A 23,715-nucleotide genomic window follows, 5' to 3' on the forward strand; every position below is an offset into this window, starting at 1 on the left:
TTCATTAATAGCCGCGCTGACGATCAACCCTGCCCTGCGGCGGCTCGCCTGCCTGATCCTGGGTAATGGCGCGGGCGATGTAGTCGATAGCTTCGTCGATCAAGGTTACCGCCGCATTATGGGGCGTAATCGTCACACGCGGATGTGACCATAACGGATGCGCTTCGGGCAGCGGTTCAACCTGAAACACATCCAGCGCCGCCGCTTTCAGCTGCCCGCTATTGAGCGCGGCCAGCAGATCGTCTTCCACCACCTGCGCGCCACGTGCGATGTTGAGGAAGAACGCGCCGTGCGGTAGCTGCTGTAAAAAGGCGTGGTCAACAAGATTAATGGTCTCGTGCGTGCTCGGCAGCAGGTTGATCACCACCCGCGTCTCCTGCAGAAAGGCTGACAAGGCATCGCGTCCGGCAAAGCTGGTCACGCCGTCGATGGTTTTCGGTGAGCGGCTCCAGACGCGCAGCGGGAATCCCCAGGGTTTCAGGCTCTCCGCCACGCGCTGCCCCAGCACGCCCGCCCCCAGAATCCCGACGGTGAAACTTTCACGCGGGTAAGCAGGCAGTGGCTGCCAGCACTGTTGCTGCTGCTGAAGACGGTAGTCGTCAAAACGACGGAACCAGTTCAGTACGCTATGGACGGCATATTCCTGCATCTGGCGCGCCATCCCGGTATCTTCCAGCCGGTAGAGCGGCACGCTGTCGGGCAGCATCTGAGGGTGCTGCTGCAGCTGTTTCAGAATCTCATCAACGCCTGCACCCAGCGCAAAGACGCCGCGCAGTGTGGCGCGTCCCTGCAGCATCGCTGCGGGCGGTGAGCGGACCAGCGCATAATCAGCCGGGCCGTCGTCGCCCGGCTGCCAGGCACGCACCCGCGCCTGGGGCAGACGCTGTTGTAAACCGTTAATCCAGGCCGCTGCAGACTGCGACGGGTGATACCAGATGATCTCCATCCTGCTCTCCTTTTTTCTTTCAGCGTCAGGGAAAAGCGAGGTGAGAGCAAGAAAAAACCCGCGTGAAAAAGCGGTTTTTCCCATAAAAATAATTCCCGTGGCTTCACATTTCCGGCTCGCTTCAGGGTGAAGTGGGCAGATAAGGTCTAAAGTTGGTCCTGTGGTCAATGCGTTACGCGCGGCCGCATTTCGGACAAGGAGAAAAACCGATGACAAAAATTGAGGTAAACGCCGACTCACGGCGTCAGCGTTATGCGCCTTTTCTGCTCACGTTGCTGCTGAGCGTACCTGCTTTCACCGCCCATGCCGACGACAACAGCCGCATGCTGAATAATCAGCCGCAGCCGCCGGACGTGCGTTTAGGGCCGCTGTTTAATGCCGTGCAGCAGGCGAAGTTCTACCCCGATCAGAAGACCTTTGCCGATGCGGTGCCGAAATTTGATCCCGCGTCGATTCTTGCCGACTGGCAGATGCAGAAGAAACAGCGCAATTTCGATCTCAAACGTTTTGTTGACGCTAACTTTACGCTGCCCGCTGCGGGCGACAAATATGTGCCGCCCGCCGGCCAAAATCTGCGTGAGCACATTGATGGCCTGTGGCCGGTGCTGACGCGCACCACCAGCAGCGCCGGTCAGTATGACTCGCTGCTGCCGCTGCCTAAGCCCTATGTGGTGCCAGGCGGGCGTTTCCGCGAAGTCTATTACTGGGACAGTTACTTCACCATGCTGGGGCTGGCCGAGAGCGGACACTGGGATAAAGTGCAGGATATGACGGATAACTTCGCCTCACTCCTCGACCGTTATGGCCACATCCCCAACGGCAACCGCAGCTACTACCTGAGCCGTTCACAGCCACCGTTCTTCAGCCTGATGGTCGATCTGCTGGCGACGCACGATAACGGCAAAGCCTATACCCGTTATCTGCCACAGCTGCAGAAAGAGTATGACTACTGGATGGCCGACAGCGATAACGTCGCGGCGGGTGCAGCCAGCAAGCGGGTGATTAAGCTGTCGGACGGCAGCCTGCTCAACCGCTACTGGGATGCGCGCGACGTGCCACGCACCGAATCCTGGATGGATGACATTGCCACCGCGCAGAAAGCGCCGCAGAGGAATAAAGCCGAACTCTACCGTGAGCTGCGTTCCGGTGCGGCGTCGGGCTGGGATTTCAGTTCGCGCTGGTTTACCGATGCGCATAACCTGTCGACAATCCGTACCACGCAACTGGCTCCGGTTGACCTCAACAGCCTGCTGTTCCATCTGGAGCAGACCCTGTCGAAAGGCTATCAGATGAACAAGCAGAGCGATCTGGCGAAGCAGTACGCCGATCGTGCAGAGAAGCGCCAGGCAGCGATCAACCGCTATCTGTGGGACAGCAAACAGAACTGGTATGCCGACTATGACTGGCAGAAAAAGCAGGTTCATCCGCAGCTGACGGCTGCCGCGCTGTTCCCGCTCTATCTGCAGGTCGCCAGCGATAAGCAGGCTGAAAGCACTGCCAGCGCGGTTGAAAAGCAGCTGCTGAAGCCCGGCGGTCTGGTGACTACCACCGTGAACAACGGCCAGCAGTGGGATGCCCCGAATGGCTGGGCCCCGCTGCAGTGGGTTGCCGTGGAAGGCCTGGAGCATTACAACCAGCCAAAACTGGCGAAAGAGGTAGGCTTACGCTTCCTGCAAAACGTCCAGATGACCTATGACCGTGAGCATAAGCTGGTGGAGAAATATGTCGTTGATGGCAAAAATCTCGGCGGTGGCGGTGGCGGTGAGTATCCGCTGCAGGACGGCTTCGGCTGGACCAACGGCGTCACGCTGAAACTGCTCGATAAGTACTGCCCGAAAGATAAAACCTGTAACAGCGCCCACGATATTCCTCAGGCGTCTGCCTCGCAAAACTGATCCACTCTGGATACCTCTGGCCTCGCCGGAGGTATCCGCACGCCTTTTCAGCGAATTTTACTTGACCTTCTTACATCAACAGGCAAAATTGCAGCCAATTTACAAAAGGTAATAATTCTCATTATGATAATGAGATTGCCTATTAACAACTTTACTCACCTGCCTTAATCTTTGCTATGAAAGGAACTCCGATGAAACTGTCACTGTCGCTGAGAGGGTATATTCGCCTCTGCACCCTGGCGCTGACCGCGCCTGCTCTGAGTTTCGCTGCCGATATGGTGGTGACTGCACAACCGCAGGAAGATTCGACCTCGCCGACCCAGGGCTATCTGGCCACCACCAGCCAGGGCGCAACCAAAAGCGACCGTCCGCTGATCACCACGCCGCAGTCGATATCCGTGGTCACCCGCCAGCAGATGCAGGATCAGGGCGCGCTGACCCTGAACCAGGCACTGGGCTATAGCTCCGGCGTCTTCACCAACTTTGGGGGTGCCGCGACCCGTTACGACACCATTGCGCTGCGCGGCTTCCACGGCGGCGATGTCGATAACACCTTCCTCGACGGCATGCGGCTGATGAGCGACGGCGGCAGTTTCAACGTATTGCAGGTGGATAACGCCTTCCTTGAGCGCATCGACGTGATCAAAGGCCCCTCTTCTGCCCTTTATGGTCAGACGGTGCCGGGCGGGCTGGTTAATATGGTGACCAAACGTCCGCAGTTCAGCGAAGAGGGGCATATCCAGCTGCAGGCGGGCAGTAATGCCACCACCGGCACGATGTTTGACTACACCAATGCGATCAACGACCAGTGGGCGTTTCGCCTGACCGGCGTGACCCGCAACAGCGATACGCAGTACGATCACACCCGCGAAGAGAAATATGCGCTGATGCCGCAGCTGATGTGGCAGCCGGATGAAGATACCCATCTGATCCTGAAAGCCTATCTTCAGAAAGATCCGTCAGGGGGTTACCACGGTTCCGTACCAGGCGACGGCAGCCTCACCGAACACAACGGCTACAAGCTGAGCAATGGCTTTTATGAGGGTAACAGCGACCTCGATCAGTTCAAGCGCCGCGAGCAGATCTACAGCTTCGACTTCGCCCATCGCTTTAACGACGTCTGGTCATTCTCCTCAACTGGCAGCTACAGCCACTCCAATGTCGATCTCGATCAGGTCTATCAGATTGGCTGGGACAGCGTGAATCCCGATCTGCTGAACCGCTACTACTCTGGCGAGCGCTCGTCGCTCTCCGCCTGGTCCACCGATAACCGTTTACAGGCAGAGTTTGACACGGGCGAACTGGAGCACCGCGTCACGGTAGGAGCCGAGTATCATCGTTACAAAAATGAGATCAGCGAGGCTTCCGGTGCGGCCAACCAGCTTAATGCGCTGACCGGCGAGCAGGTGGGTGAAATGCCTGCTCAGAGCTGGGCTGAAAACACCCGCCGTTATTACCAGACCGGCCTCTATCTGCAGGATGAGATGAAGCTGGACCGCTGGCATCTGGATCTTTCCGGCCGTTACGATCGCATCGTCGCCGAAAACAGCGGCAGCGATCGCCGTCAGGATGATCATATCAGCGGACGCGCGGCACTACTCTATGCCTTCGACAACGGTATCTCGCCTTACGTGAGCTGGAGCCAGGCGATTACCCCGACCGCGCTCACCGATCCCAACAATAATCTGCTCAAGCCGACCACCGCTGAGCAGTATGAAGCCGGGGTGAAATATCAGCCGGTCGGCACCCGCGATCTCTATAGCGTGGCGGTCTATGACCTGACGCAGAAAGATGTGGCGAACCGCAACGTTCAGGACGGAACCTTTACCCCCTCAGGCAAAGTTCACTCACAGGGTATCGAGCTGGAAGCGCGTAACCAGCTCACCCCACGTCTGAGCACCGTGGCGAGCTATACGCTGAATCATCTGCGCTTCAAAGATTCGGTGGATGGCAACAGTGGGCATACCCCGTATGTCACCCCCAACAGCATGGCGGCGCTCTGGGGTCACTATCAGTTTGATTATGGTCTGAGTGCGGGTGCAGGCGTGCGTTACATCGGCAAACAGTGGGCAGACAATGCAAACACCACACGTGTGCCGTCAGTGACGCTGTTTGATGCGTCGGTGCGGGCCGATCTTGGCGTCTGGAACAGCAGCCTGAAAGGGGCATGGGTTCAGGTCAATGCTAACAACCTGACCGATCGTACCTATGTAGCCGGTTGTTACGGTACGGGCTACTGCTACTGGGGCGCAGAACGCAGCGTGATGGCGACCATCGGTTACGACTTCTGATTAAAAGTAAGAGATAAAAAAAGGGGACGAATCGCTTCGTCCCCTTTTTCGTTTAAACCGTTACGGTCAACTGCGTACTTTGCGGTAGATAAACAGCACCACAATGGCACCAATAACAGCGACCACAAAGCTTCCGAAGTTAAACCCATCGACGCGGCCGAAGCCAAACAGCGTACTGATCCAGCCACCCACTACAGCACCGATAATACCCAGAACAATAGTCAGAATGAAACCGCCACCGTCTTTACCCGGCATAATCCACTTAGCCAGAATACCCGCGATTAAGCCAAAGACGATCCAGGAAATAATACCCATCTGTTGCTCCTTCCTTTTTATGATTAAAGCGTGAACGCCTGATTTATCAAGCGGTTTACCGCGATAAGTATAGCCAGCTTTTTGAAAAACGCCTCACGGGTCACACTATTTTTTAAGAATTCAGCGACTAAAGCTTTTTTTTGCCGCGCCGATAACCGGGATGAGGCAAAAAAACAGCATAAATACAGTAACCCCTTGCGGAGCAGGACGTGAAAGAAGCCGACCAGGAACAATATTTAAAACGTGGCACGCTGGCGGTTCTGGGCGTAATGAAAGATCTGCTGCGCCTGCAGACGCCACTACTGGTGCGCTTCGCGCGCGGGCAGTTTATCAGCCGGATGCTGGCTGCCGATGAAGATCGTCTGCTGTTTGACCTGGGCAGTAATAATCTGGATAACGAGTACGCCCTGACCAGCGACGATCTCAGCATTACTGCTGAAACCTATGGCGCGAAGGTAGAGTTCAGCCTCGCCTCACTGGAGAGGGTGGAGTTTGAAGGATTGCCTGCCTTCAGCGCACCGTTACCGGAGCTGCTGTGGCAGATTCAGCGTCGTGAGTTTTTCCGCGTCTGCGCCCCGCTGGAACCGCAGTTCTGGTGTCATACCGTGTGGCCGGATGGCAGTAAAACACGCCTGCGGTTACAGGATCTGTCACTGGGCGGAATCGGCGTGCTGGTGGATGAACCGCTGCCGGAGGGGTTGCAGAACGGTGACAGCTTCAATCCGTTCCGGGTCGAGCTGGGGGAGTATGGTCATTTTGACGTGCCGGTAAAGCTGCTGAGCATTGGCGAGCGCAGCGTGGTGACCCGCAAGAACGAAACCCGCATCACACCGCGACTGAGCTTTCGTTTTGCCACGCTGAACCCGACGCAGGAGCGGCAGCTTCAGCAGATTATTTTTGCCCTTGAGCGCCTGGCTCGCGATAAATCAAACCGCTTCCAGTAACCGCTTTATGGATGCGCCACGCAGGTGGGCCGCATCCAGGCTATGCTTCTTGCTTGTTTTCTTTTAAACCGGAACCCAGCAAGGAGATCCTCCCCAATGGAAAACTGGCTCGCTTCACGTCGTTTTCAATCCCTCTTTTTTAATCAGGAACTCTGGCTCAACAGCGCCATCGTAGTAGTTTCCACGCTGGTGATTTACTGGGTATTACGTACCCTGATTCGCTTTATCTCCAACCGGATTGCACTTTACAGCGAACATCGTCATGTCCGCGCGACCGCGATTCTGGTGGAGATACTGCGCAGCACCAGCCAGACCCTGCTGCTGATCTTTTCACTGCTGATTGCCCTGAAGTTTGTGGATCTGCCCGCGTCCTGGAGCGTCACCATCGCACACGGCTGGTTCCTGGCGCTGATCGTTCAGCTCGCGCTGTGGATCGACTGCGGCATCCGGCTCTGGCTGAAAAGCCTGCTGCGTGACCCGCTGCACGTACGCAACCCGGTCACTACGGTGATCCTCGGGATTTTGCTGCGGGTGGTGGTCTGGATCATGATGTTCCTGGCCATTCTGTCGAACATGGGCATCAATATTACCGCACTGGTCGCCAGCCTTGGAGTGGGTGGTATCGCGATTGCGCTGGCGATTCAGACGGTACTGAGCGATGTGTTTGCGTCGCTGGCGATTGGCTTCGATAAGCCGTTCGAGCACGGCGATTTTATTGTCTTTGGTGATATTGCCGGTTCCATTGAGCACATTGGCCTGAAAACGACCCGGCTGCGCAGCCTGAGTGGTGAGCAGATCGTCTGCTCAAATACCATTCTGTTGCAGCAGACGATCCACAACTATAAGCGTATGCAGCAGCGCCGCATCGTGTTTAAGTTTGGTATCAGCTACGCCACGCCGTCAGAGCAGGTCCGGGAGATCAGCCCGCTGGTGAAAGAGATTATCCAGGGCGTTGAGACCACCCGTTTTGACCGCGCCCACTTCCTGGCCTTTGAAGATTCAAAACTGACCTTTGAAGTGGTCTATTTTGTGCTGGATGCGGATTACAATAAGTACATGGATATTCAGCAGGAGATTAACCTGCAGCTGATGGCGGCACTGGAAGAGCGTAACATCCGTTTCGCCTTCCCGATTCGTCAGGTTGAGTTCAGCGGGGGTAATCTGCCGCCGGTGGATCTGGTTGCGATACAGAATGACGATGACGAGATGCGCAGAGTGGCGCGCTAAATCAGTGCCCGCCTTTCTTTTCAGGAGTAGCGGGCATACAAGCCGGTGCGGGCGGAATCGTGACCGCATCGGCTGCTTCACCCCTTGCATTCAGCCGTTCCGCCTTACCGCTTACTGATGCCGGTAGCAGCTCACGCCGAGATACTCACTGAACGCTTCCTGCAGCACGCCAGCCGTGGCCGAGTGGTTCATCGCCACGTGATGCTCAAAGCCATTGCGGCAGATCCACGCCAGCAGCGTCTCCAGCTGCGGCACCTGAATGACCGCGCGACAGCCGACCGTGTCCAGCGGATCGGTGACAGACATTCCTTCACCCACATAGGCTTTGATTTCGCCGCTGAAGTCATCGGTCGAGAGGCGAAAATAGGTGAGATCGCCCTGCTTCATCCGGCCATGCACCGCGCCGCAGGTGTTCTCTTTGCCCACGGTGGTGCCAATAATATCCGCCGTGCCCATGGTCGGTGACTCCAGGCTGGCGCTGGCAAAATTCCCGCAATGAAACAGCACACACTTGTCCCGCTCGTCGCCAAAGTTGTTGTTCCAGTCCGCCAGTGAAGCAGGACTCAACGAACAACTGGCGAGCGCATACATCGACAGCGCACCCATCACGTCCACTTCACAGGCGCTGGGCATCAGTTGACCCGACATCACGCTCATAATTGAGCAGACGTTGATGCCCAGGTTTTCCTGCAGCGACGTCCAGCACTGAATGGCAGTCGTATCGATATCGTTGTCGCTGATCCACTCGCTGATCACCACAAACAGTTTGGCCATGGTCACCAGTTTGTCACCCGGAATCCCGCGCGCATCGGCGTTGGCTTCCAGGATTTCGCGCTTCTCTGCCACGCGGATATCGTCATCACGCAGCCGGTTAGTGCGGGTAAAAATTTCTGATAGATCCAGGGTTTCTACCGCGATGCCCATCTTCTCCAGCAGCTTTTCGCTGTAGCGCACGGTGTTGAATCCGGCGGGCCGCGCACCAATCGCGCCGACACGAACCCGCCGCATCGCATTCACCACCCGACAGAGCTGGCTGAAACGCTGTAAATCCTGCTGAAAAACTTCGCCGCTCAGGGCGCAGACATGCTGACGGGTCAGGGTAAACGGGATGCCGTACTGCCGCAGGTTGTTGCAGAGCGAGATTTTACCGCAGAAGCTGTCACGTCGGGTCGCCAGCCCCATTTTATCCAGGTTGTCCTCTTCTGCCTGCACCAGCACTGGCACATTCAGCCCGGCCAGACGCAGCGCTTCGGCAATGGCCTTTTCGTCACCAAAGTTAGGCAGCAGCACCACAATGCCGTGAATCGCTTCGCGATGCTGGCGAAACAGCGCAGCGCAGGTTTTGGCCTCCTGCCGCGTCTCGACGCCGCCCAGATTGGTCTGGGTTTCATCCAGCATCACCGTATTAATGTTCATCTTTTCAAACAGCGCAACCGCCTGCTGGCGCGCCTCGCCCACCAGATAGCTGGGAAAAAATCCCCGGTTGCCAATAATGACGCCGAAGGTTAACTGCTGAGGAAGTGTTGACATGGCTCTGCTCCGGTTAAGGATTAATGTGGCTGATAACGACAGCGTGCAACGGCGTCGATCCAGCCTTTATAGTTTTCCTGCATACGCTGCGCGAGCTCTTCACGCGGCATGATGACACTGCCACCCTGCAGTGCCTGCATATCACTGCCCTGCTGCCACCATCCCAGTACTTTGCCCGCCAGCAGCGCCGCGCCCAGCGCGGAAACCTCGGCGGTCGGCACACGCTGCAGCGGCCGCTGTAACACATCCGCCTGTAACTGCATCAGCCAGCTGTTTTCGGTGGCGCTGCCATCCACACAGAGAGCCGGGAGCTGCTGGCCGCTGGCCTGCTCCATCGCAAAAAAGACGTCGGCGATTTGCCAGACGATTGACTCCAGCGCGACCCGTGCCAGTACATCGGGCGTGGCGGCGTCCGTCAGTCCACATACCATGCCGCGCGCCTGCAGATCCCACCAGGGCGCGCCCAGACCGGAGAGCGCCGGGACAAAATAGATGCTCTGATTGTCGTCGCAGCGCTGCGCCATGGCGGTCAGCGCACGCGGATCCTGCACGCCGAGCAGTTTGCCCAGCCAGGCGGCACCGGAACCGGTATGGGTGATATTGCCTTCAAAGGCATAACGCAGCGTGCCGTCGTGCCAGGCCACGGTGGTGCTGAGGCCATTTTCCGTCAGCAGCGGCGTCGCCATCGACATCATCAGTGAAGAGCCGGTGCCGTAGGTGGCTTTCACCACTTCTGACTCGCCGCGCCGCTGCGCCTGCAGTGCAGCATGGGAGTCACCGATGCGCGCCAGAATTGGCGTGCCGGGCGCTAAGCCGGGAATGTTACGCACCGCGACAACGCCCTGTTCGCTGGCGGAGGAGGTAATACGTGGCAGTGCGGCGCGCGGTAGCTGAAACAGCGTCAGCAGCTCGTCGTCCCAGTCATTGAGATGCAGGCTGTAAAGTTGAGTGCGGGCTGCGTTGGCGTGATCGGTAACGAATATCTCGCCTGCGCTGAGCTGCCAGCTGAGCCAGCTGTCGACAGTGCCGATGCAAAGCTCACCGGCTGCGGCCCGCGCTGCGCCATCGGGAATGGCGGCCAGCATCCCGGTCAGCTTGGCGGCAGGAAACATCGGATCAACGGCGAGCCCGGTTAAGCCGGTGATACGTGGCGCTTTGCCCGCCTGATGCAGATCGCGACAGAATGATTCAGAGCGGCGATCCTGCCAGCTCACCAGTGGCGTCAGGGGCTGACCATCACACCGCTGCCAGATCAGCACCGACTCGCGCTGATTGCTGATCGCCACGGCCGCAACAGGCGCGCCATCACAGGCTGACAGACACTGGATGATTGCCTGCTTTACCGCCTGCCAGATTGCCATAGGGTCCTGCTCCGCCAGTCCGGGCTGCGGATGTTGCAGGGTTAAACTCTGGCTGCCGCGCGCCACTACGCGGCCACTGCGATCAACCGTAATCGCCTTGGCGTTGGTGGTGCCTTCGTCAATCGCCAGAATCAGGGGTCCCACCATTTTTATGCTCCTGCGCAGATGCGTGCTGCACTGTTAACTATGCTGCTGGCATCAATGCCATGACGGGCGCGGGTCGAGGCGCGATCGCCGGCAATCGCATATTCGCCATCCGGAATGCCGAGCCGTAACAGCGGGATGCCGCAGCCGCCCTCCGCCAGCACCTCGGCCACCAGGCTGCCGACACCACCATTGACGTTGTGCTCTTCTACGGTAATCACCGCTGGGTAGTGATTTAACAGGTTGCGCAGCTGTTGGGTATCACAGGGACGAATCGATGGAACCGCGATCACACCGGCTGAAATGCCCTGTTCAGCCAGTTGCTCAGCGGCGTGAACCACCTCGTGAACCGTTGAGCCCATTGCCACCAGCGCGATGTCGCTGCCTTCCCGTAACAGGTCGATCGCGCCCGGCCTGAACCGGTAGTTTTCGTCATGCAGCTGCGGCAGATCTTTGCCATCCAGACGGATATAAACCGGGCCGACATGCTCAAGGGCGTAGTCGATGATCTGGCGGCACTCCAGCGGGCAGGAAGGTGCATAGATCTCGATGTTGCCGAAACCGCGCATCACCGCGATATCATCAATGCTGTGGTGGGTGCTGGCTAACGGGCCATAGCTGGCCCCGGCATTCAGCCCGAACAGTTTGACGTTGGTGTTGTTGTAACAGACGTCAACTTTCACCTGCTCATTGGCGCGTGATACCAGAAACGGCGCGGCGTTACAGGTCACCGCAACTTTGCCACCCAGCGCCAGCCCCGCCGCTGTGCCCACCAGCGTCTGCTCGGCGATGCCGACGTTGATCAGCCTGTCGGGAAACGCCTTAATAAAGGGGGAGATTTTGGCGGTTGAGGTGGAGTCAGCTACCACCGGCACCAGATCCACGCCGCGATTCACCGCGTCGATGAAAGCCGTCACCATGACGCTTGCTAAATGTTGTGCATTACTCATCTTTCAGTTCCTCCAGTGCCAGCGCAATCTCTTCGCCTTTCGGCACCCGGTGATGCCATTCGGCTTTGCTCTGAATAAAGGAGATACCAAAGCCCTTTTCGGTATGCGCGACAATGACCTGCGGCTTGCCGTTCTTCGGCAGGTTTTCAATGGTGTCGACGACCGCCGCCATCTCATTGCCGTTGCATTCGGTAACCTCCAGCCCGAAGGCACGCCATTTTTCCGGCAGCGGATCGGTGTTCATGATGTCGCGGGTCGCGCCCGCCAGTTGCAGCTTGTTCTTGTCATTAATGATGATCAGGTTGTCGAGGCCGTAATGTGCCGCGACCAGTGCCGCCTCCCAGTTGCTGCCTTCGGCCAGTTCCCCGTCGCCGGTCACCACAAAGATGCGGCGCGAGCTGTTATCTTTTTTCGCTGCGATAGCGATGCCCACCGCCACCGGCAGGCCGTGACCCAGCGCGCCGGTGTTTAGCTCAACGCCAGGCGTTTTCTGCCGCACCGGATGGCCGGGCAGATGTGAGTCGGCATGCTGATAGGTTGCCAGCCAGTCGGTAGGAAAGTAGCCCGCCTCCGCCAGCACGCAGTAATAGCCGCCCACCGCGTGTCCTTTAGACTGGATGTAGATGTCACGCTGATCGTCGTCCGTGCGATCCGGGGCGCAGTTCAGGATGCGGAAGTAGAGCGCGGTGAGGATCTCCACCTGTGACAGATCGGCACCGGTATGACCGCCTGCCGGGCTACCCGCATTTAGCTGGATGATGCGACGACGGATAGCACGCGCCCGACGCTCAAGGTCTTCGACCGGAAGATTGAAAGGATTCATACACTACCTCTGAATTTTAAATCGTTTATGAATATATATTCACGTCGGTTAAGAAAATTTCTGCCAAAAATACGTGCCTTACACTGGCACGCCCTTCTGTCTGCCACTCTGCGCGTCTGACCGGGCAGGCCATCCCCGTGAGCAGAAACATGCAGCAGTCCGGCCTGCCCGACTCAGCGCGATCAGGGTTTTGCCGGTGTGCCCTCCTCGATTAATGCTTTCTGTGCCACCACCGCCGCCTTCTGCTGCATCCGGCTCTGAGTCTGATCGATAATGACCGCAATGATGATGACAATACCCTTAATGACCATCTGCCAGAATTCGCTGACGCCCATCATGATCAGGCCATCCGCCAGAAAGCCGATGACAAACGCCCCAATCAGCGTGCCGACAATGGTGCCGCGTCCGCCCGCCAGCGACGTGCCGCCCAGCACCACGGCGGCAATCGCGTTCATCTCAAACGCGGTGCCGTTCGCCGGATGGCTGGCGACCAGTTGCGATGAGACCACGATGCCGGCAATGGCTGCGCAGAAGCCCGACAGGGTGTAGACCAGAATTTTCACCTGCCGGGTTTTCACACCCGACAGTTCAGCAGCACGCTCGTTGTCGCCGATGGCATAGACCTGACGGCCAAACGGCAGACGACGGGCGATATAGCCGATGACCAGCGCCAGCAGCACCATCATCCAGATGGCATACGGCAGCCCGAGTAACGTCCCCGCACCAATCCGATCGAAGCCGGTATTGCCCAGTAGCGGATTACCCTGTAAACCGGGAAAGGTCTCGCCGCCGGAGGTGAGCATGGCCGCGCCGCGCAGGATATACATGGTGCCGAGAGTGCAGATAAAGGGGGCCACGTTGTAGCGGGTAATGATCCAGCCATTGCCCGCGCCAATCAGCGCGCCGATAAACAGCACCACCGGCACAATCACCCAGACACTGGGAAAGATAGCGATGCCAAACATCGGCAGCACAATCCCTTTAGTGATCAGCCAGCCGGCGATCATGCCGCACAGCCCTAAGGTGGCCCCAATCGACAGGTCGATCCCCGCAGTGATAATGACAAAGGTGATGCCCAGCGCCAGAAAGGCGTTGATGGCGATATGCTTCACCATGATCACCAGGCTGCCGGTGGCGAGAAAGTCCGGCACGGTGATGGCGAAGAAGCCGACAATCAGAATCAGCGCAATAAAGGTGCGCAGTTTCAGAAGCAGCAGCAGAATGCTTTCGCGTGAACTGAATGCCTTAGCCGGAAGCGTGTTCAGCGCGACGCTGTTATTGCTTTTCATGCTCAGAACCCCTGCGCACTTGCTTTCACCAGCGCTGCCTCTTCCGCCTGGTCGCGGGGAAGATCAGCCGTAAGTTTGCCGCCCGACATCACCAGGATGCGATCGGCTACCGCCATAATCTCTTTCAGATCTGAGGTGGAGAACAGCACGGCGATACCCTGCTGCGACAGCGCCACCATGGTGCGAAACACCTCGGCTTTGGCCCCGACGTCAATGCCGCGGCTCGGCTCATCCAGCAGCAGCAGGCGTGGATTGGTCAGCAGCGCACGGCCAATCACCACTTTCTGCTGGTTGCCGCCGCTGAGTGCGCTGATGGCGACGTCCGGCGAAGAGATTTTGATCGCCAGGTTGCCCACCGTCTGGTTCACCGCCTGCAGCTCCGCCTGATGCGCTATGGCAAAACGGCGCGACAGCCGCCGCCACAGGCTGGCGATGGTGAGATTACTGGCGACCGACGAGACCGGGAAAATCCCGGCGCGTTTGCGATCTTCCGGCACCAGACTCATGCCCATGCGGATGCGATCGGCGGTCGGCAGACGGGTTGGCAGCGGTTTACTGTCGAGCCACAGCTTGCCGAGATAGTGACGCTGGCTGCCGAGCAGACACTCAAACAGTTCGGTGCGACCCGCGCCCATCAGTCCGTAGATCCCGACAATTTCGCCGGCACGCACCTGAAAACTGACATCATCGACCAGCGTATTGCCGTTGGGGCTGACGCAGGTAATATGCTGTGCTTCCAGCACCGGCGCGCCAAACTCACGCTCATCCGGCAAAAAGGTCGTGACCGGCTCACTGCCCAGCATCTCGCGCACGATCCATGGCACATCAATGGTGCTGACCGGTGCTTCCGCCTGGAAACGTCCGTCGCGCAGAATGGTAATCACGTCACCAATTGCCATCAGCTCCTCCAGCCGGTGGGAGATATAGATAAGGGTCACGCCCTGCTGCGTCAGGTCGCGGATCACCCGGAACAGGATCTCCACTTCGGTTTTGCTCAGCGCAGAGGTCGGCTCGTCGAGGATCAGAATGTCTGCATCTTCTGCCAGCGCTTTGGCGATCTCCACCAGTTGCTGCTGACCCACTTTGAGATTGCCGACCCGCTCAGTGGGCGAAATCGGCTGGTCGAGTCGTGCCATCAGTGCGGCGGTGCGGCGTGCCTGCTCCGCCTCATTGATGGGTAACAGGCCGCGCTGGATCTCCCGGCCCAGAAAGAGGTTCTCCGCCACCGTGAGGTTTTCAAACAGATTCAGCTCCTGATGCACCATGCCGATACCGTGCCGGGCGGCGTCACGGGTGCTGCTCAGCGTCAGCGGCTCGCCATTCAGGAACAGCGAACCGGCGGTGGGCTGCTGTACCCCGGCCAGAATCTTCATCAGGGTCGATTTTCCCGCCCCGTTTTCACCGATGATGACGTTAACTTTGCCGCGCCAGACCCGGTAGTCGACGCGATCCAGCGCCAGCGTGCCGGGAAACAGCATCGATATCTGTTCGGCCCGCAGTATGATCTCATCGTTCATCAGGGCGTCCCCCGCTTCAGCTCAACCGCCACCACCTCTTCAACGCTGTTGTGACCGATGCTCACCGCCAGCAGCGCCTGCACCGGCTGGTTGACCCAGCTGGCATCCAGCGGCGGCAGCTGCTTCACCGCATGACGGTTCAGCGCCCGGGTCAGCTGGGCGTACTGCACCTGATTCGTAAACTCCTCGAAACGGAACCCGGCGGCGTCGCGAATAGCGTTGCTGCGCAGCACCGGCCCGACGCTGACTGCCACCGGTTTACCGTTGATCGTCAGCGTCAGCGTGCGTTCACGCGGATTACTCTCATCCAGGGCGCTGGCCGTCCCGCTGGCCCGTACGAAGACGCTTTCACGCCCGTCGGGTTTAACCGTCTGACTTTTCGCCTCCATGTCGGCCCAGCTCAGCGCGTGGCTGTTCGCGGTGGTCATGACCCGCGGCTGCCAGGTCTCTTCCGCAATCTGCTGTGGCGTCTGGGTGGTATAGCTGGGCTTCGCGTGCGGATCTTTCGGCAGAATCGGGTTACCGTCCGCATCCAGATCCACCACGGTGCAGGCGCTGAGCAGCGCCATACCGGTCAATACCGCCAGTATCCGTTTCATGGTTATTTCGCCAGGTTGAAGTTTTTCAGCTTAGCGGCGTTGCTGTCGTCAATCAGCACACAGTCCATCAGCTGCTTCTCCTGTTTCTGCGCTTTGCCGTTCTTCAGGTAGTAGTCCGCCTGCGTGACCGCCATCTGCGCCTGATCCCAGCCCGGCTGCAGTACCGTCGCTTTGATGTTGCCTTTATTGAGGATCGAATCGCGGGTGTAGTCGCTGCCGTCAAAGCCCACCACGATGACTGAGGTTTTCCCGGCGGCTTTCAGCGCGGCTTCCGCGCCCAGCGCCATGGTGTCGTTACCGGAGATCACACCGACGATGTTGGGGTGCTTCTGCAGCAGGGTTTCCATGCGGCTGAAGGCTTCGGTCTGGCTCCAGTTAGCGCTCTGCTGCGCCACCATTTTCAGGTCGGTGTAGTCATCCAGTACGTCGTGATAGCCCTGTGACCGCACGCCCGCGTTGGTGTCAGACTCCTTGCCCAGCAGTTCAACGTACTCGCCTTTGCCGCCCAGCAACTTTGCAAATTTCTCTGCACCCAGCTGCGCACCCTGATAGTTATTGGAGACGATCTGCGCCACGGCGATACCGGTTTTGTTAATTTCACGATCAATCAGGAAGGTCGGGATACCGGCATCTTTGGCTTTCTGCACCGGCCCGACGGTGGCGTCCGCGCCAGCGTTATCCAGAATGATCGCTTTCGCTTTGCGCGCAATCGCGGTCTCAATCAGCTGGTTTTGCTTGTTAACGTCATCGTCGTGCGACGCCACCAGCGTGGTGTAACCCAGCTCTTTGGCTTTGGCTAACGCGCCTTCTGCCTCGGCTTTGAAAAACGGGTTGTCATGAGATGGGGTAATAATCGCCAGCAGGCCTTGCTCTGCCGCCAGCGCCGTTGCAGAAAAAGCGAACATCGAAGCCAGCAGGGTTAGTTTGATCAGAGGACGCGTCATTATTTCTCTCCGCTTGAATATATATTCACACGCGATTTTATATGCATAATGACTATGCGCCTGCGCTGACGCGCCGTCCAATGCGCGATCGTTAAAAAGCGAAAACGATCACAAATTAGCCTGCGTTGTGATTTTGATCATCCTGGTTAACAATACCGGGCAGATTCAGAGAGGGAAAAACCGATGGCAAAACAGGATGAACAGCGACTGATGGTGAAGATTGCCACGCTTTACTATGTCGAAGGGCTGAAGCAGTCAGAGATTGCACAGTCGCTGACCCTATCGCAATCATTTGTCTCACGCATTCTTAATCGCAGCGTGAAAGAGGGGGTGGTCAAGATCAGCGTGGTGCCACCGGCCAACGTCTATCCGGAACTGGAAAAGGCGATTGAGCAGACCTACAACCTGCCGCAGGCGATTGTGGTGGATGTGCCGGATCAGGCCTCGCCGCTGCAGATTAAACAGGCGATTGGTTCGGCGGCTGCTCACTATCTGGAGACCCGGCTGCGCAACGATGAGCTGATTGGTATTTCGTCGTGGAGCGGCACTATCCGGGCGATGGTGGATGCACTGCATCCGCTCAACAGCGCCTGTAAGGGCGTGATCCAGCTGCTGGGCGGCGTCGGCGCCAACGGCAACGTGCAGGCCACCATTCTGACCCAGAATCTGGCGGCGCTGCTGAACTGCCCTGCCTGGCTACTGCCGTCGCAGTCGATTGAGCATTCGGTCAGCGATCGCCAGCGGCTGTCGGCCAATGCCGAGGTTGCCGAAGTGCTGAGTAAATTTGAGCAGGTCGATCTGGCGATTGTCGGCATCGGCGATCTGGAGCCGTCAGCGCTGCTGCGCAATTCTGGCAACTACTACGATGGCAAAATGCTGCAGACGCTGGCGGCACGCGGTGCGGTCGGTGATATCTGCCTGCACTATTTTGACGCCTGTGGCCAGCCGGTATTGAAAGCGGAAGAAGATCCGGTGATCGGAATGGAACTGGCGCAGGTGAAACAGTGCGCGCAGGTCGTCGGACTGGCTGGCGGACGGGAGAAAGCGCAGGCGATTCGCGGTGCGCTATTGGGCGGTTATATCAAGGTGCTGATTATTGACTATCCCACGGCCCGGCTGCTGCTCACGCCGCAGGCGTAGTCAAAACCGGTCAGATGGTGCGGTAAGCGGTGGTGACTTTCCAGAGATAGCGCGGTGCCTGCGCCGCCGGATGCCTGTTCTGCACATGCTGATAGAACTCATCCGGTGACATGGCGTTGATCATCGCAATGGCCCGATCGCGGTCGCGGGAAAATGTTCGCAGCAGCGCACCGGCACCGTTGGCATAAGAGACGATGGTGGCGTAGCGCAGGGTCAGCGGATCGCGGATGCCCGACAGCGCAGAGTCCTGCAGGATGCGGATATAGGCGGTGCCGATATCAATATTTTTGGCCGGATCGCGCAACTCGGCATTCGACGGCTGACCCCGGCGGCCCAGCGTGCGATAGACTTCACGTCCCGCGGTCGACGCTTTAATCTGCATCAGCCCGACCGCATTGGAACGGCTCACTACGCCCGGATTTCCACCCGATTCGACACTGATAATGGCGCTGATCAACTTCTCATCAACGCCATAATGACTGGCGGCATCTTCGGTAAACATGGCCCAGGTTCCATTGACGCTGGAAGGCGGTGCCTGCGTTAACGGCGTGTTGCGCTGCTTAACGGCATGGTGCGGTGGCTCGCTGGCACAGCCAGTCAGGAGTAACGCCGAGAGTATAAGGTGTCGGATTTTCAGCAATTTTTCGTCTCATCGCGATTGTGGCGAATGCTATCATACCCAGGCAGCCTGAGAGCAAAATTACCGTTTATCCTAAATACACGATTATGCGGCGCGCACCGTGACTTCAGCGGGCTTTTTCGCCATCATCGCCGTCAGTCATGTGCGCTAACAGCAGGAAAGTATGATGATTTCACGTTCAGTTCGTCTTATCTCCCCCTCCGGTTACTGTCATAATCAGCCTGCGGCACTGCAGGGCATTGCACGACTGCGCGCGGCGGGCCATCAGGTGGAGAACGAGCAGGTGATCACCCGCCGTTTTCAGCGCTTCGCCGGAACGGACGCAGAGCGCCTTGAGGATATCAACCAGCTTGCCAGCCTCACTACGCTGCCCGACGTGGTGCTGGCGGTGCGCGGCGGTTATGGGGCCAGCCGGTTACTGGCGTCCATCGACTACGTCGCCCTGCAACGCCGTCTGCTGAATCAGCCGCTGGCGCTGTGCGGCCACAGCGACTTTACCGCGATTCAGCTGGCTCTGCTGGCGCAGGTCGGCCTGATTACCTTCAGTGCACCGATGCTGGCCGGTAACTTCGGTGCCGCGACCTTATCTGAATTTACCCTGCACCACTTCTGGCAGGCACTGACATCACCTACAGTAGAGGTGAAATGGCAGAGCGAAACGCCAGATCAGGGTGACTGGCAGGGTACGCTGTGGGGCGGGAATCTGGCGATGATCTGCTCTCTGATCGGCACGCCGTGGATGCCGCAGATTGAGAACGGCATTCTGGTGATAGAAGATGTCAATGAGCATCCGTTCCGCATTGAACGCATGCTGATTCAGCTGGAGCAGAGCGGCATTCTGGCGCGACAGCGGGCAATCGTCACAGGCAGCTTCACCAGCACAACCCTGTCGGACTATGACAATGGGTTTGATTTCAGTACCGTCTGGCAGCGCGTGCGTGATACTACCGATCTGCCGGTGATCTGTGGATTAGATTTTGGACATGCCGCTGACACCGTCACACTGCCGCTGGGCGCCAGCGCACGATTAGCGGTCAACCAGGGCAACGCCCATTTGCAGGCGACCGGGCATCCCGTCCTGCGGGAATAGAGAGCGTTTCAGGAGATCGACATTGAAGCCGTTGTATGACGATTTGTGGATCTCAACCCCGGAATTCCCGGTGGAAGATGCCGTTAATGACCTGATGATGCATGGCTTTATGCTGCGTCACCCGCGCGGCAATCTGCTGATTGGCCGCGTTGAAAATCCGCTCGATCATGAAGTGATTGCCGATACCGGCGGCGTGATCCGTCACTATCTGACCCACTGGCACGAATCCGCGCCCGGTGCGGCAGTGATCCAGCAGCGGTTTAGCAGCGCGCTCTACTGCCACAGCCGCTCATTAGGCCCTATCAGTCGTTTTGCGGAGCCGGATGACACCTTTTCGCAGCCGGAGACACATTTCGGCGATTTCCATCTGCTGCCAACGCCCGGACACACGCCGGGTAGTTGCAGCTTTCTCTATACCTCGCCGCTGGGGCTAACCTATCTGTTTGTCGGCGATACCGTGACCCGCTCTCATGACAACTGGATCACGGTGCTGGTGCCGGACAGTAATCCGGCTGAGCTGAGTCAGACGCTGGAATTTTACCGCTCGCTGCGCCCCGACGTGGTACTGATGAGTACCACGCGCGGCCATCTTTCCTGGAAAAAAGTGACGCTGCAAAGCTGGCTGGCTGCCATTGATGAAGCTGAACAGCATCCCCTGGATCTGCGGGAAAATCCGCTGTTCTGATTACAGTTCTTTGGTCAGATAGTGCCGCTGATGATGATCCATGTAGTTCGCCAGTGTAAGCCGCAGGGTATAGCCGAGTTTTTCGTAAAACGGCCGCGCCTGAAAACTGGCGGTATCTACCTGTGCATAGCGGCAGCCGCGATCCCGGGCCTCCTGCTCGGCAGCCTGAATCAGCCTGCTGCCTGCCCCCTGCCCGCGTAGCGCCTCACTCACCCAGAGCATATCAATCCGCAGCCAGTTACCGGTCGTTGAGCCGGTCAGTCCGGCCAGCTTTTTACCCTGCTCATCACGGATAAACACGCCAATTGACCTGATCGTATTCACATCAATAAATTTGCTGTTGAAGGCATTGAGAGCCAGCCTGACCTCATCCAGATCCTGCGCAGTAACGTTGTCGGTAATCTCAGGTTGCATAGTGGCTCCAGGGGGTTAACTGTCGGAACGCTGACGATCGTCGTAACGCTCCAGGGTCAGCGCATCCACATCGCGTTTTTCGCTGCGGCTGCAGGGCAGCAGTTTATCGCTGTCGCGGTAAACAAAGAAGGTTGCCTGGCTGCGCTGGTTCACAATCAGCTGATCGCCATTGCGAAAGCGGGTAATCGCCACCTGATCGCCCGCTTCTAAGCGGGTTCGCTGCTGACCGGCGGCAATCTGGAAATGATTTTCCGGCCACATCAGGGTGGTTAAACCATATTCGGCACGTGAAACTGTCATGGTCGGCCGACCGGGACAGTTAAGCTGAAATTCGGTTTCACTCCAGGCGGGTGCGATATGACAGGCCAGCAGGCCCAGGGCAATTAACGCTGCCTTCATGCTGTGTCTCCACTGATTTCATTGAGAATTTTCTTAGCTTAACATAGAAAAACCAGAGGAGAGGCGTGAGGGGAGCGTGACTAAGACCATTAAAAGGTGGAATCGGTGTGCGAAAAAACCTGAAAGTTGAGAAAAGATAAAGTAATCCGGCCAGCCTGACAGCGTACCCGCCTGGCCGGATTGTGACTATTCGGCAGCGACCTCGGCGGCCACTAACATCAGCGCCAGCCCGGCATTTTCGCTATCATAAGCCTGCATGGCTGCACGAATATTCGCTGAGCAGGCGAGCACCTGTTGCTTCTTATCGGCTTCCAGCTCGTCAATCGCGTGGCGAATAATCATTAGACTTGCTTCTTCTTCTTTCATCATTTATCCCTGGATTTGCCTAAGTGGTGCGCAAAGGAGCCAAGAATACCGTTTATTGATAAGCAAAGTCACCCCTTTACATTCCTGTTGCTTAACGATTAAACAAATCACAAACAGGAAGCGTAGCGGAAACTGCTATAATTACGTGATTGGTGGTGCAACAGGATAGACTCTGCGCCACGACACTCCCAGGGATTGAAGCAGGTAGAAAATCATGATGCGACTCAGCATTTTTATCCTCATCGCGTTGGTGACTGGATGTTCATCTGGCCCGAAAGGGGTGGAATGTCCGGGTGAGGTCTCGACAATTTATGGTCAGTCGATGGGACAGACACAGGGCGTGATTTTTGACCTGGTTAACAGCTTTACCGTGACACGAGACAATGTCAGCGTTAACAGTGGCCCGCTGCAGTCGCTGGATCGGTTTAAATATGTCCCCTCCGCCGTGACGCATGAAGGTTACTTTGCGCAGCGCCTGTCAGATAAGCAGTTCCGCCTGATTAATCCTTATCAGGACACCCAAATCACCTGGACCTGTCCATAAGGGATGAATCCTGCTGCCAGATGGTTTATTGTCAGGAAACGTCAAGCAGCAGGGTTCCCCGATGGAAAAGCGTCTGGATAACAACGGTTATATCGACTTCCCCTTCCCCGCTACGCGCAATGCGGATGGCTCGGTTAATCCCTGTGGCTTTGATCTGACGCTGGAAACCGGTCGCCTTGAAGAGATCGTCGTACTGAATCGCTCAGCGAATCTGCGGCGACTGGTCGAGGAGGTTAATCTGCAGGAGGGGCTGTTTATGACCCTGGCCTGTGACTGGCAGCAGCAGGAAGATGCGGTCTGTGGTTTTATCGATGTGGCTTTTCGTCCCGACCTGCCGCAGCACGGTCACCAGGAAGCCCTGCAGCTGGAGGCGAGCTTTCACCATTACCTGACCGGACAGGAGCAGCAACATCAACTGCCCGCCGGGACACTGGTCAACTATGCCCGTTCGGTACTCGACTGGAGCTGGTCGCCGCTGCATCAGCGTCAGCGCGATTACGAAAAAATCACTATCCAGTTCTATTGTCCGCAGGCCGATGACGCCGAATGGTGTTTTGACCATCTGCGTCATTTCCTGGTGAGCGTCTATCCGACCTGCATCGCCGGCCGTTCGCTCTGATCCCCACTTCTCCCGGAGTCGCTATGCGTTCTGCTGCGCTGTCTGTTTTTACGCTGTTCTGCTCGCTGTTTTTTGCCGCGTCGGCCCAGGCCGATCGCTGCCAGCAAATTCGCGCCGGTCTGGATATCGGTTCCGGTACCACCAAAATTGCGGTGGCGCGCGTCAATGTCTGCCAGCAGCGTATCGAAAAAGTGCTGTATCAGGATCAGCGCGCCGTGGCCTGGAACGACGCATTAGCCCATTCAGCGGATAACCAGCTGAGTCCGGCAGTCACCCACGAAGGTGCCGCCGCACTGCAGCAGCTGGTCGCGCACGCACAGCGCTTTCATCCACAGCGAATCAGCGGCGTGGCGACGGCAGTGTTTCGCAATGCCAGCAACGGTCAGGCCGTAATTGAACAGTTGCAGCGCCAGAGTGGTGCGCAAATCAGCATTATTTCGCAGCAGCAGGAAGCGATGCTTGGCTTTCTCTCTGCCAAAGCCGCGCTTAACGATCCGGCAGTACGGGATGAGCAGTTGCTGGTCTGGGATATTGGCGGTGGGTCAATGCAGATGACGGCATGGCGACAGCAGGCGGGCAAGCCGGTAGCGGATATTTACCGGGGCAGACTGGCCTCAGTGACGCTGAAAAACTTTATCCTGACGGTGCTGAAGAACAGCCCGGAGGCTAAATCGCCCAACCCGATTGGTTCCTGGCGGCAGTCGGTGCTGCGCTTTGTGCAGTTTTACGCGACTAACGAAGTCAGCCCGCAGATCAAACAGGATGTGGCCGGTCGTCGGGTGATTGGGATCGGAGGCGTACACGGTTTTTCGATTCGCAATCAGTTACCGGGTAAACCCAACCACTATACGCTGGCGACCCTGAGCCAGCTCTCGCAGCAGCAGGTCTGGAAAGGCGACAGCGAATTGCAGGGTGACTACCGCGCCACTGACGTGAGTAACCTGTTACTGGTGGAAGGGTATATGCAGGCGCTGAAAATGGATGAGGTGGAGATTGTTGAGGCCAGCCTGATTCAGGGCGTGCTGCTGCAATAGCGCAACGCT

At 57.7% G+C, this 23,715-nt stretch carries 24 protein-coding genes; 10 read left to right on the forward strand and 14 right to left on the reverse strand.

Annotated features, from left to right (window positions below):
• Positions 1-4: 4 nt before the first annotated feature.
• A complete protein-coding gene (ghrA, locus tag ACTJKZ_RS06750) occupies positions 5-946 on the reverse strand; it encodes a glyoxylate/hydroxypyruvate reductase GhrA (protein WP_285085866.1) in 942 nt (313 codons plus the stop codon).
• A 209-nt stretch (positions 947-1,155) separates the two neighbouring features.
• Here ghrA and treA point away from each other — a divergent pair, with 209 nt between their 5' ends.
• Both treA and ACTJKZ_RS06760 read left to right on the forward strand, forming a co-directional pair.
• The gene (gene treA / locus ACTJKZ_RS06755) at positions 1,156-2,841 is read left to right on the forward strand and encodes an alpha,alpha-trehalase TreA (RefSeq protein ID WP_161736066.1); all 1,686 of its coding nucleotides are present in this window, start codon (positions 1,156-1,158) and stop codon (positions 2,839-2,841) included.
• A 191-nt stretch (positions 2,842-3,032) separates the two neighbouring features.
• A complete protein-coding gene (locus ACTJKZ_RS06760; RefSeq protein WP_161736067.1) occupies positions 3,033-5,132 on the forward strand; it encodes a TonB-dependent siderophore receptor in 2,100 nt (699 codons plus the stop codon).
• 66 nt (positions 5,133-5,198) lie between these two features.
• On the opposite strand, the gene ACTJKZ_RS06765 is transcribed toward ACTJKZ_RS06760, so the two are convergent.
• Entirely contained in the window at positions 5,199-5,447 is a 249-nt protein-coding gene (locus tag ACTJKZ_RS06765) for a GlsB/YeaQ/YmgE family stress response membrane protein (RefSeq protein ID WP_031375306.1), read from the reverse strand.
• 209 nt (positions 5,448-5,656) lie between these two features.
• Between ACTJKZ_RS06765 and ACTJKZ_RS06770 the strand changes: the two genes are divergently transcribed.
• Positions 5,657-6,391, forward strand: coding sequence for a flagellar brake protein (locus tag ACTJKZ_RS06770; protein WP_161736068.1), 735 nt, complete (start codon positions 5,657-5,659; stop codon positions 6,389-6,391).
• A 96-nt stretch (positions 6,392-6,487) separates the two neighbouring features.
• Entirely contained in the window at positions 6,488-7,618 is a 1,131-nt protein-coding gene (locus ACTJKZ_RS06775; RefSeq protein ID WP_253421625.1) for a mechanosensitive ion channel family protein, read from the forward strand.
• A 111-nt stretch (positions 7,619-7,729) separates the two neighbouring features.
• On the opposite strand, the gene ACTJKZ_RS06780 is transcribed toward ACTJKZ_RS06775, so the two are convergent.
• From ACTJKZ_RS06780 to ACTJKZ_RS06815, 8 genes are all read right to left on the reverse strand, one after another.
• Entirely contained in the window at positions 7,730-9,148 is a 1,419-nt protein-coding gene (locus ACTJKZ_RS06780; protein ID WP_278495806.1) for an L-fucose/L-arabinose isomerase family protein, read from the reverse strand.
• Between the two features lie 20 nt (positions 9,149-9,168).
• On the reverse strand, positions 9,169-10,656 hold the full coding sequence (locus ACTJKZ_RS06785) for an FGGY family carbohydrate kinase (RefSeq protein ID WP_222924167.1): 1,488 nt from the start codon (positions 10,654-10,656) through the stop codon (positions 9,169-9,171).
• A gap of 2 nt (positions 10,657-10,658) precedes the next feature.
• A complete protein-coding gene (locus ACTJKZ_RS06790; RefSeq protein ID WP_161736072.1) occupies positions 10,659-11,603 on the reverse strand; it encodes a transketolase family protein in 945 nt (314 codons plus the stop codon).
• Positions 11,596-12,426 carry a transketolase gene (locus ACTJKZ_RS06795; RefSeq protein WP_033732315.1) on the reverse strand — a complete coding sequence of 277 codons (831 nt, stop codon included), beginning with the start codon at positions 12,424-12,426 and terminating at the stop codon, positions 11,596-11,598. The genes ACTJKZ_RS06790 and ACTJKZ_RS06795 overlap by 8 nt, the downstream gene beginning before the upstream one ends.
• A 182-nt stretch (positions 12,427-12,608) precedes the next feature.
• The gene (locus ACTJKZ_RS06800; RefSeq protein WP_161736073.1) at positions 12,609-13,715 is read right to left on the reverse strand and encodes an ABC transporter permease; all 1,107 of its coding nucleotides are present in this window, start codon (positions 13,713-13,715) and stop codon (positions 12,609-12,611) included.
• 2 nt (positions 13,716-13,717) lie between these two features.
• Entirely contained in the window at positions 13,718-15,232 is a 1,515-nt protein-coding gene (locus ACTJKZ_RS06805; RefSeq protein WP_440829396.1) for a sugar ABC transporter ATP-binding protein, read from the reverse strand.
• Entirely contained in the window at positions 15,232-15,831 is a 600-nt protein-coding gene (locus tag ACTJKZ_RS06810) for a DUF2291 family protein (protein ID WP_161736075.1), read from the reverse strand. Before ACTJKZ_RS06810 ends, ACTJKZ_RS06805 begins: the two co-directional genes overlap by 1 nt.
• A gap of 2 nt (positions 15,832-15,833) precedes the next feature.
• The gene (locus tag ACTJKZ_RS06815) at positions 15,834-16,775 is read right to left on the reverse strand and encodes a D-ribose ABC transporter substrate-binding protein (RefSeq protein WP_285085870.1); all 942 of its coding nucleotides are present in this window, start codon (positions 16,773-16,775) and stop codon (positions 15,834-15,836) included.
• Positions 16,776-16,958: 183 nt separating this feature from the next.
• Between ACTJKZ_RS06815 and ACTJKZ_RS06820 the strand changes: the two genes are divergently transcribed.
• Positions 16,959-17,915: a sugar-binding transcriptional regulator gene (locus tag ACTJKZ_RS06820; RefSeq protein ID WP_161736077.1), complete on the forward strand. Its 957-nt coding sequence runs from the start codon at positions 16,959-16,961 to the stop codon at positions 17,913-17,915.
• Between the two features lie 10 nt (positions 17,916-17,925).
• Here ACTJKZ_RS06820 and emtA read toward each other — a convergent pair whose 3' ends face one another.
• The gene (emtA, locus tag ACTJKZ_RS06825) at positions 17,926-18,555 is read right to left on the reverse strand and encodes a membrane-bound lytic murein transglycosylase EmtA (RefSeq protein ID WP_081093833.1); all 630 of its coding nucleotides are present in this window, start codon (positions 18,553-18,555) and stop codon (positions 17,926-17,928) included.
• 166 nt (positions 18,556-18,721) lie between these two features.
• Between emtA and ldcA the strand changes: the two genes are divergently transcribed.
• Positions 18,722-19,645 (forward strand): muramoyltetrapeptide carboxypeptidase, encoded by a 924-nt coding sequence (gene ldcA / locus ACTJKZ_RS06830; RefSeq protein WP_440829518.1) that lies wholly within the window; start codon positions 18,722-18,724, stop codon positions 19,643-19,645.
• Between the two features lie 22 nt (positions 19,646-19,667).
• On the forward strand, positions 19,668-20,330 hold the full coding sequence (locus ACTJKZ_RS06835; RefSeq protein WP_033782762.1) for an MBL fold metallo-hydrolase: 663 nt from the start codon (positions 19,668-19,670) through the stop codon (positions 20,328-20,330).
• Here the strand turns inward: ACTJKZ_RS06835 and ACTJKZ_RS06840 are convergent, their stop codons facing one another.
• From ACTJKZ_RS06840 to ACTJKZ_RS06850, 3 genes are all read right to left on the reverse strand, one after another.
• Complete coding sequence (locus ACTJKZ_RS06840; protein WP_061062233.1) at positions 20,331-20,744, reverse strand: GNAT family N-acetyltransferase; 414 nt, start codon at positions 20,742-20,744, stop codon at positions 20,331-20,333.
• 15 nt (positions 20,745-20,759) lie between these two features.
• On the reverse strand, positions 20,760-21,143 hold the full coding sequence (locus ACTJKZ_RS06845; RefSeq protein WP_135909190.1) for a hypothetical protein: 384 nt from the start codon (positions 21,141-21,143) through the stop codon (positions 20,760-20,762).
• Positions 21,144-21,329: 186 nt separating this feature from the next.
• Positions 21,330-21,509: a hypothetical protein gene (locus tag ACTJKZ_RS06850; RefSeq protein WP_013357539.1), complete on the reverse strand. Its 180-nt coding sequence runs from the start codon at positions 21,507-21,509 to the stop codon at positions 21,330-21,332.
• A gap of 214 nt (positions 21,510-21,723) precedes the next feature.
• Between ACTJKZ_RS06850 and ACTJKZ_RS06855 the strand changes: the two genes are divergently transcribed.
• From ACTJKZ_RS06855 to ACTJKZ_RS06865, 3 genes are all read left to right on the forward strand, one after another.
• Positions 21,724-22,053: a hypothetical protein gene (locus ACTJKZ_RS06855; protein ID WP_222924170.1), complete on the forward strand. Its 330-nt coding sequence runs from the start codon at positions 21,724-21,726 to the stop codon at positions 22,051-22,053.
• A gap of 61 nt (positions 22,054-22,114) precedes the next feature.
• Positions 22,115-22,672 carry a hypothetical protein gene (locus ACTJKZ_RS06860; protein ID WP_161736081.1) on the forward strand — a complete coding sequence of 186 codons (558 nt, stop codon included), beginning with the start codon at positions 22,115-22,117 and terminating at the stop codon, positions 22,670-22,672.
• Positions 22,673-22,695: 23 nt separating this feature from the next.
• A complete protein-coding gene (locus ACTJKZ_RS06865) occupies positions 22,696-23,706 on the forward strand; it encodes a Ppx/GppA phosphatase family protein (RefSeq protein ID WP_440829397.1) in 1,011 nt (336 codons plus the stop codon).
• Positions 23,707-23,715 lie beyond the last annotated feature (9 nt).

The organism is Pantoea sp. 22096, assembly GCF_052045955.1.
GTDB lineage: Bacteria > Pseudomonadota > Gammaproteobacteria > Enterobacterales > Enterobacteriaceae > Pantoea > Pantoea alfalfae.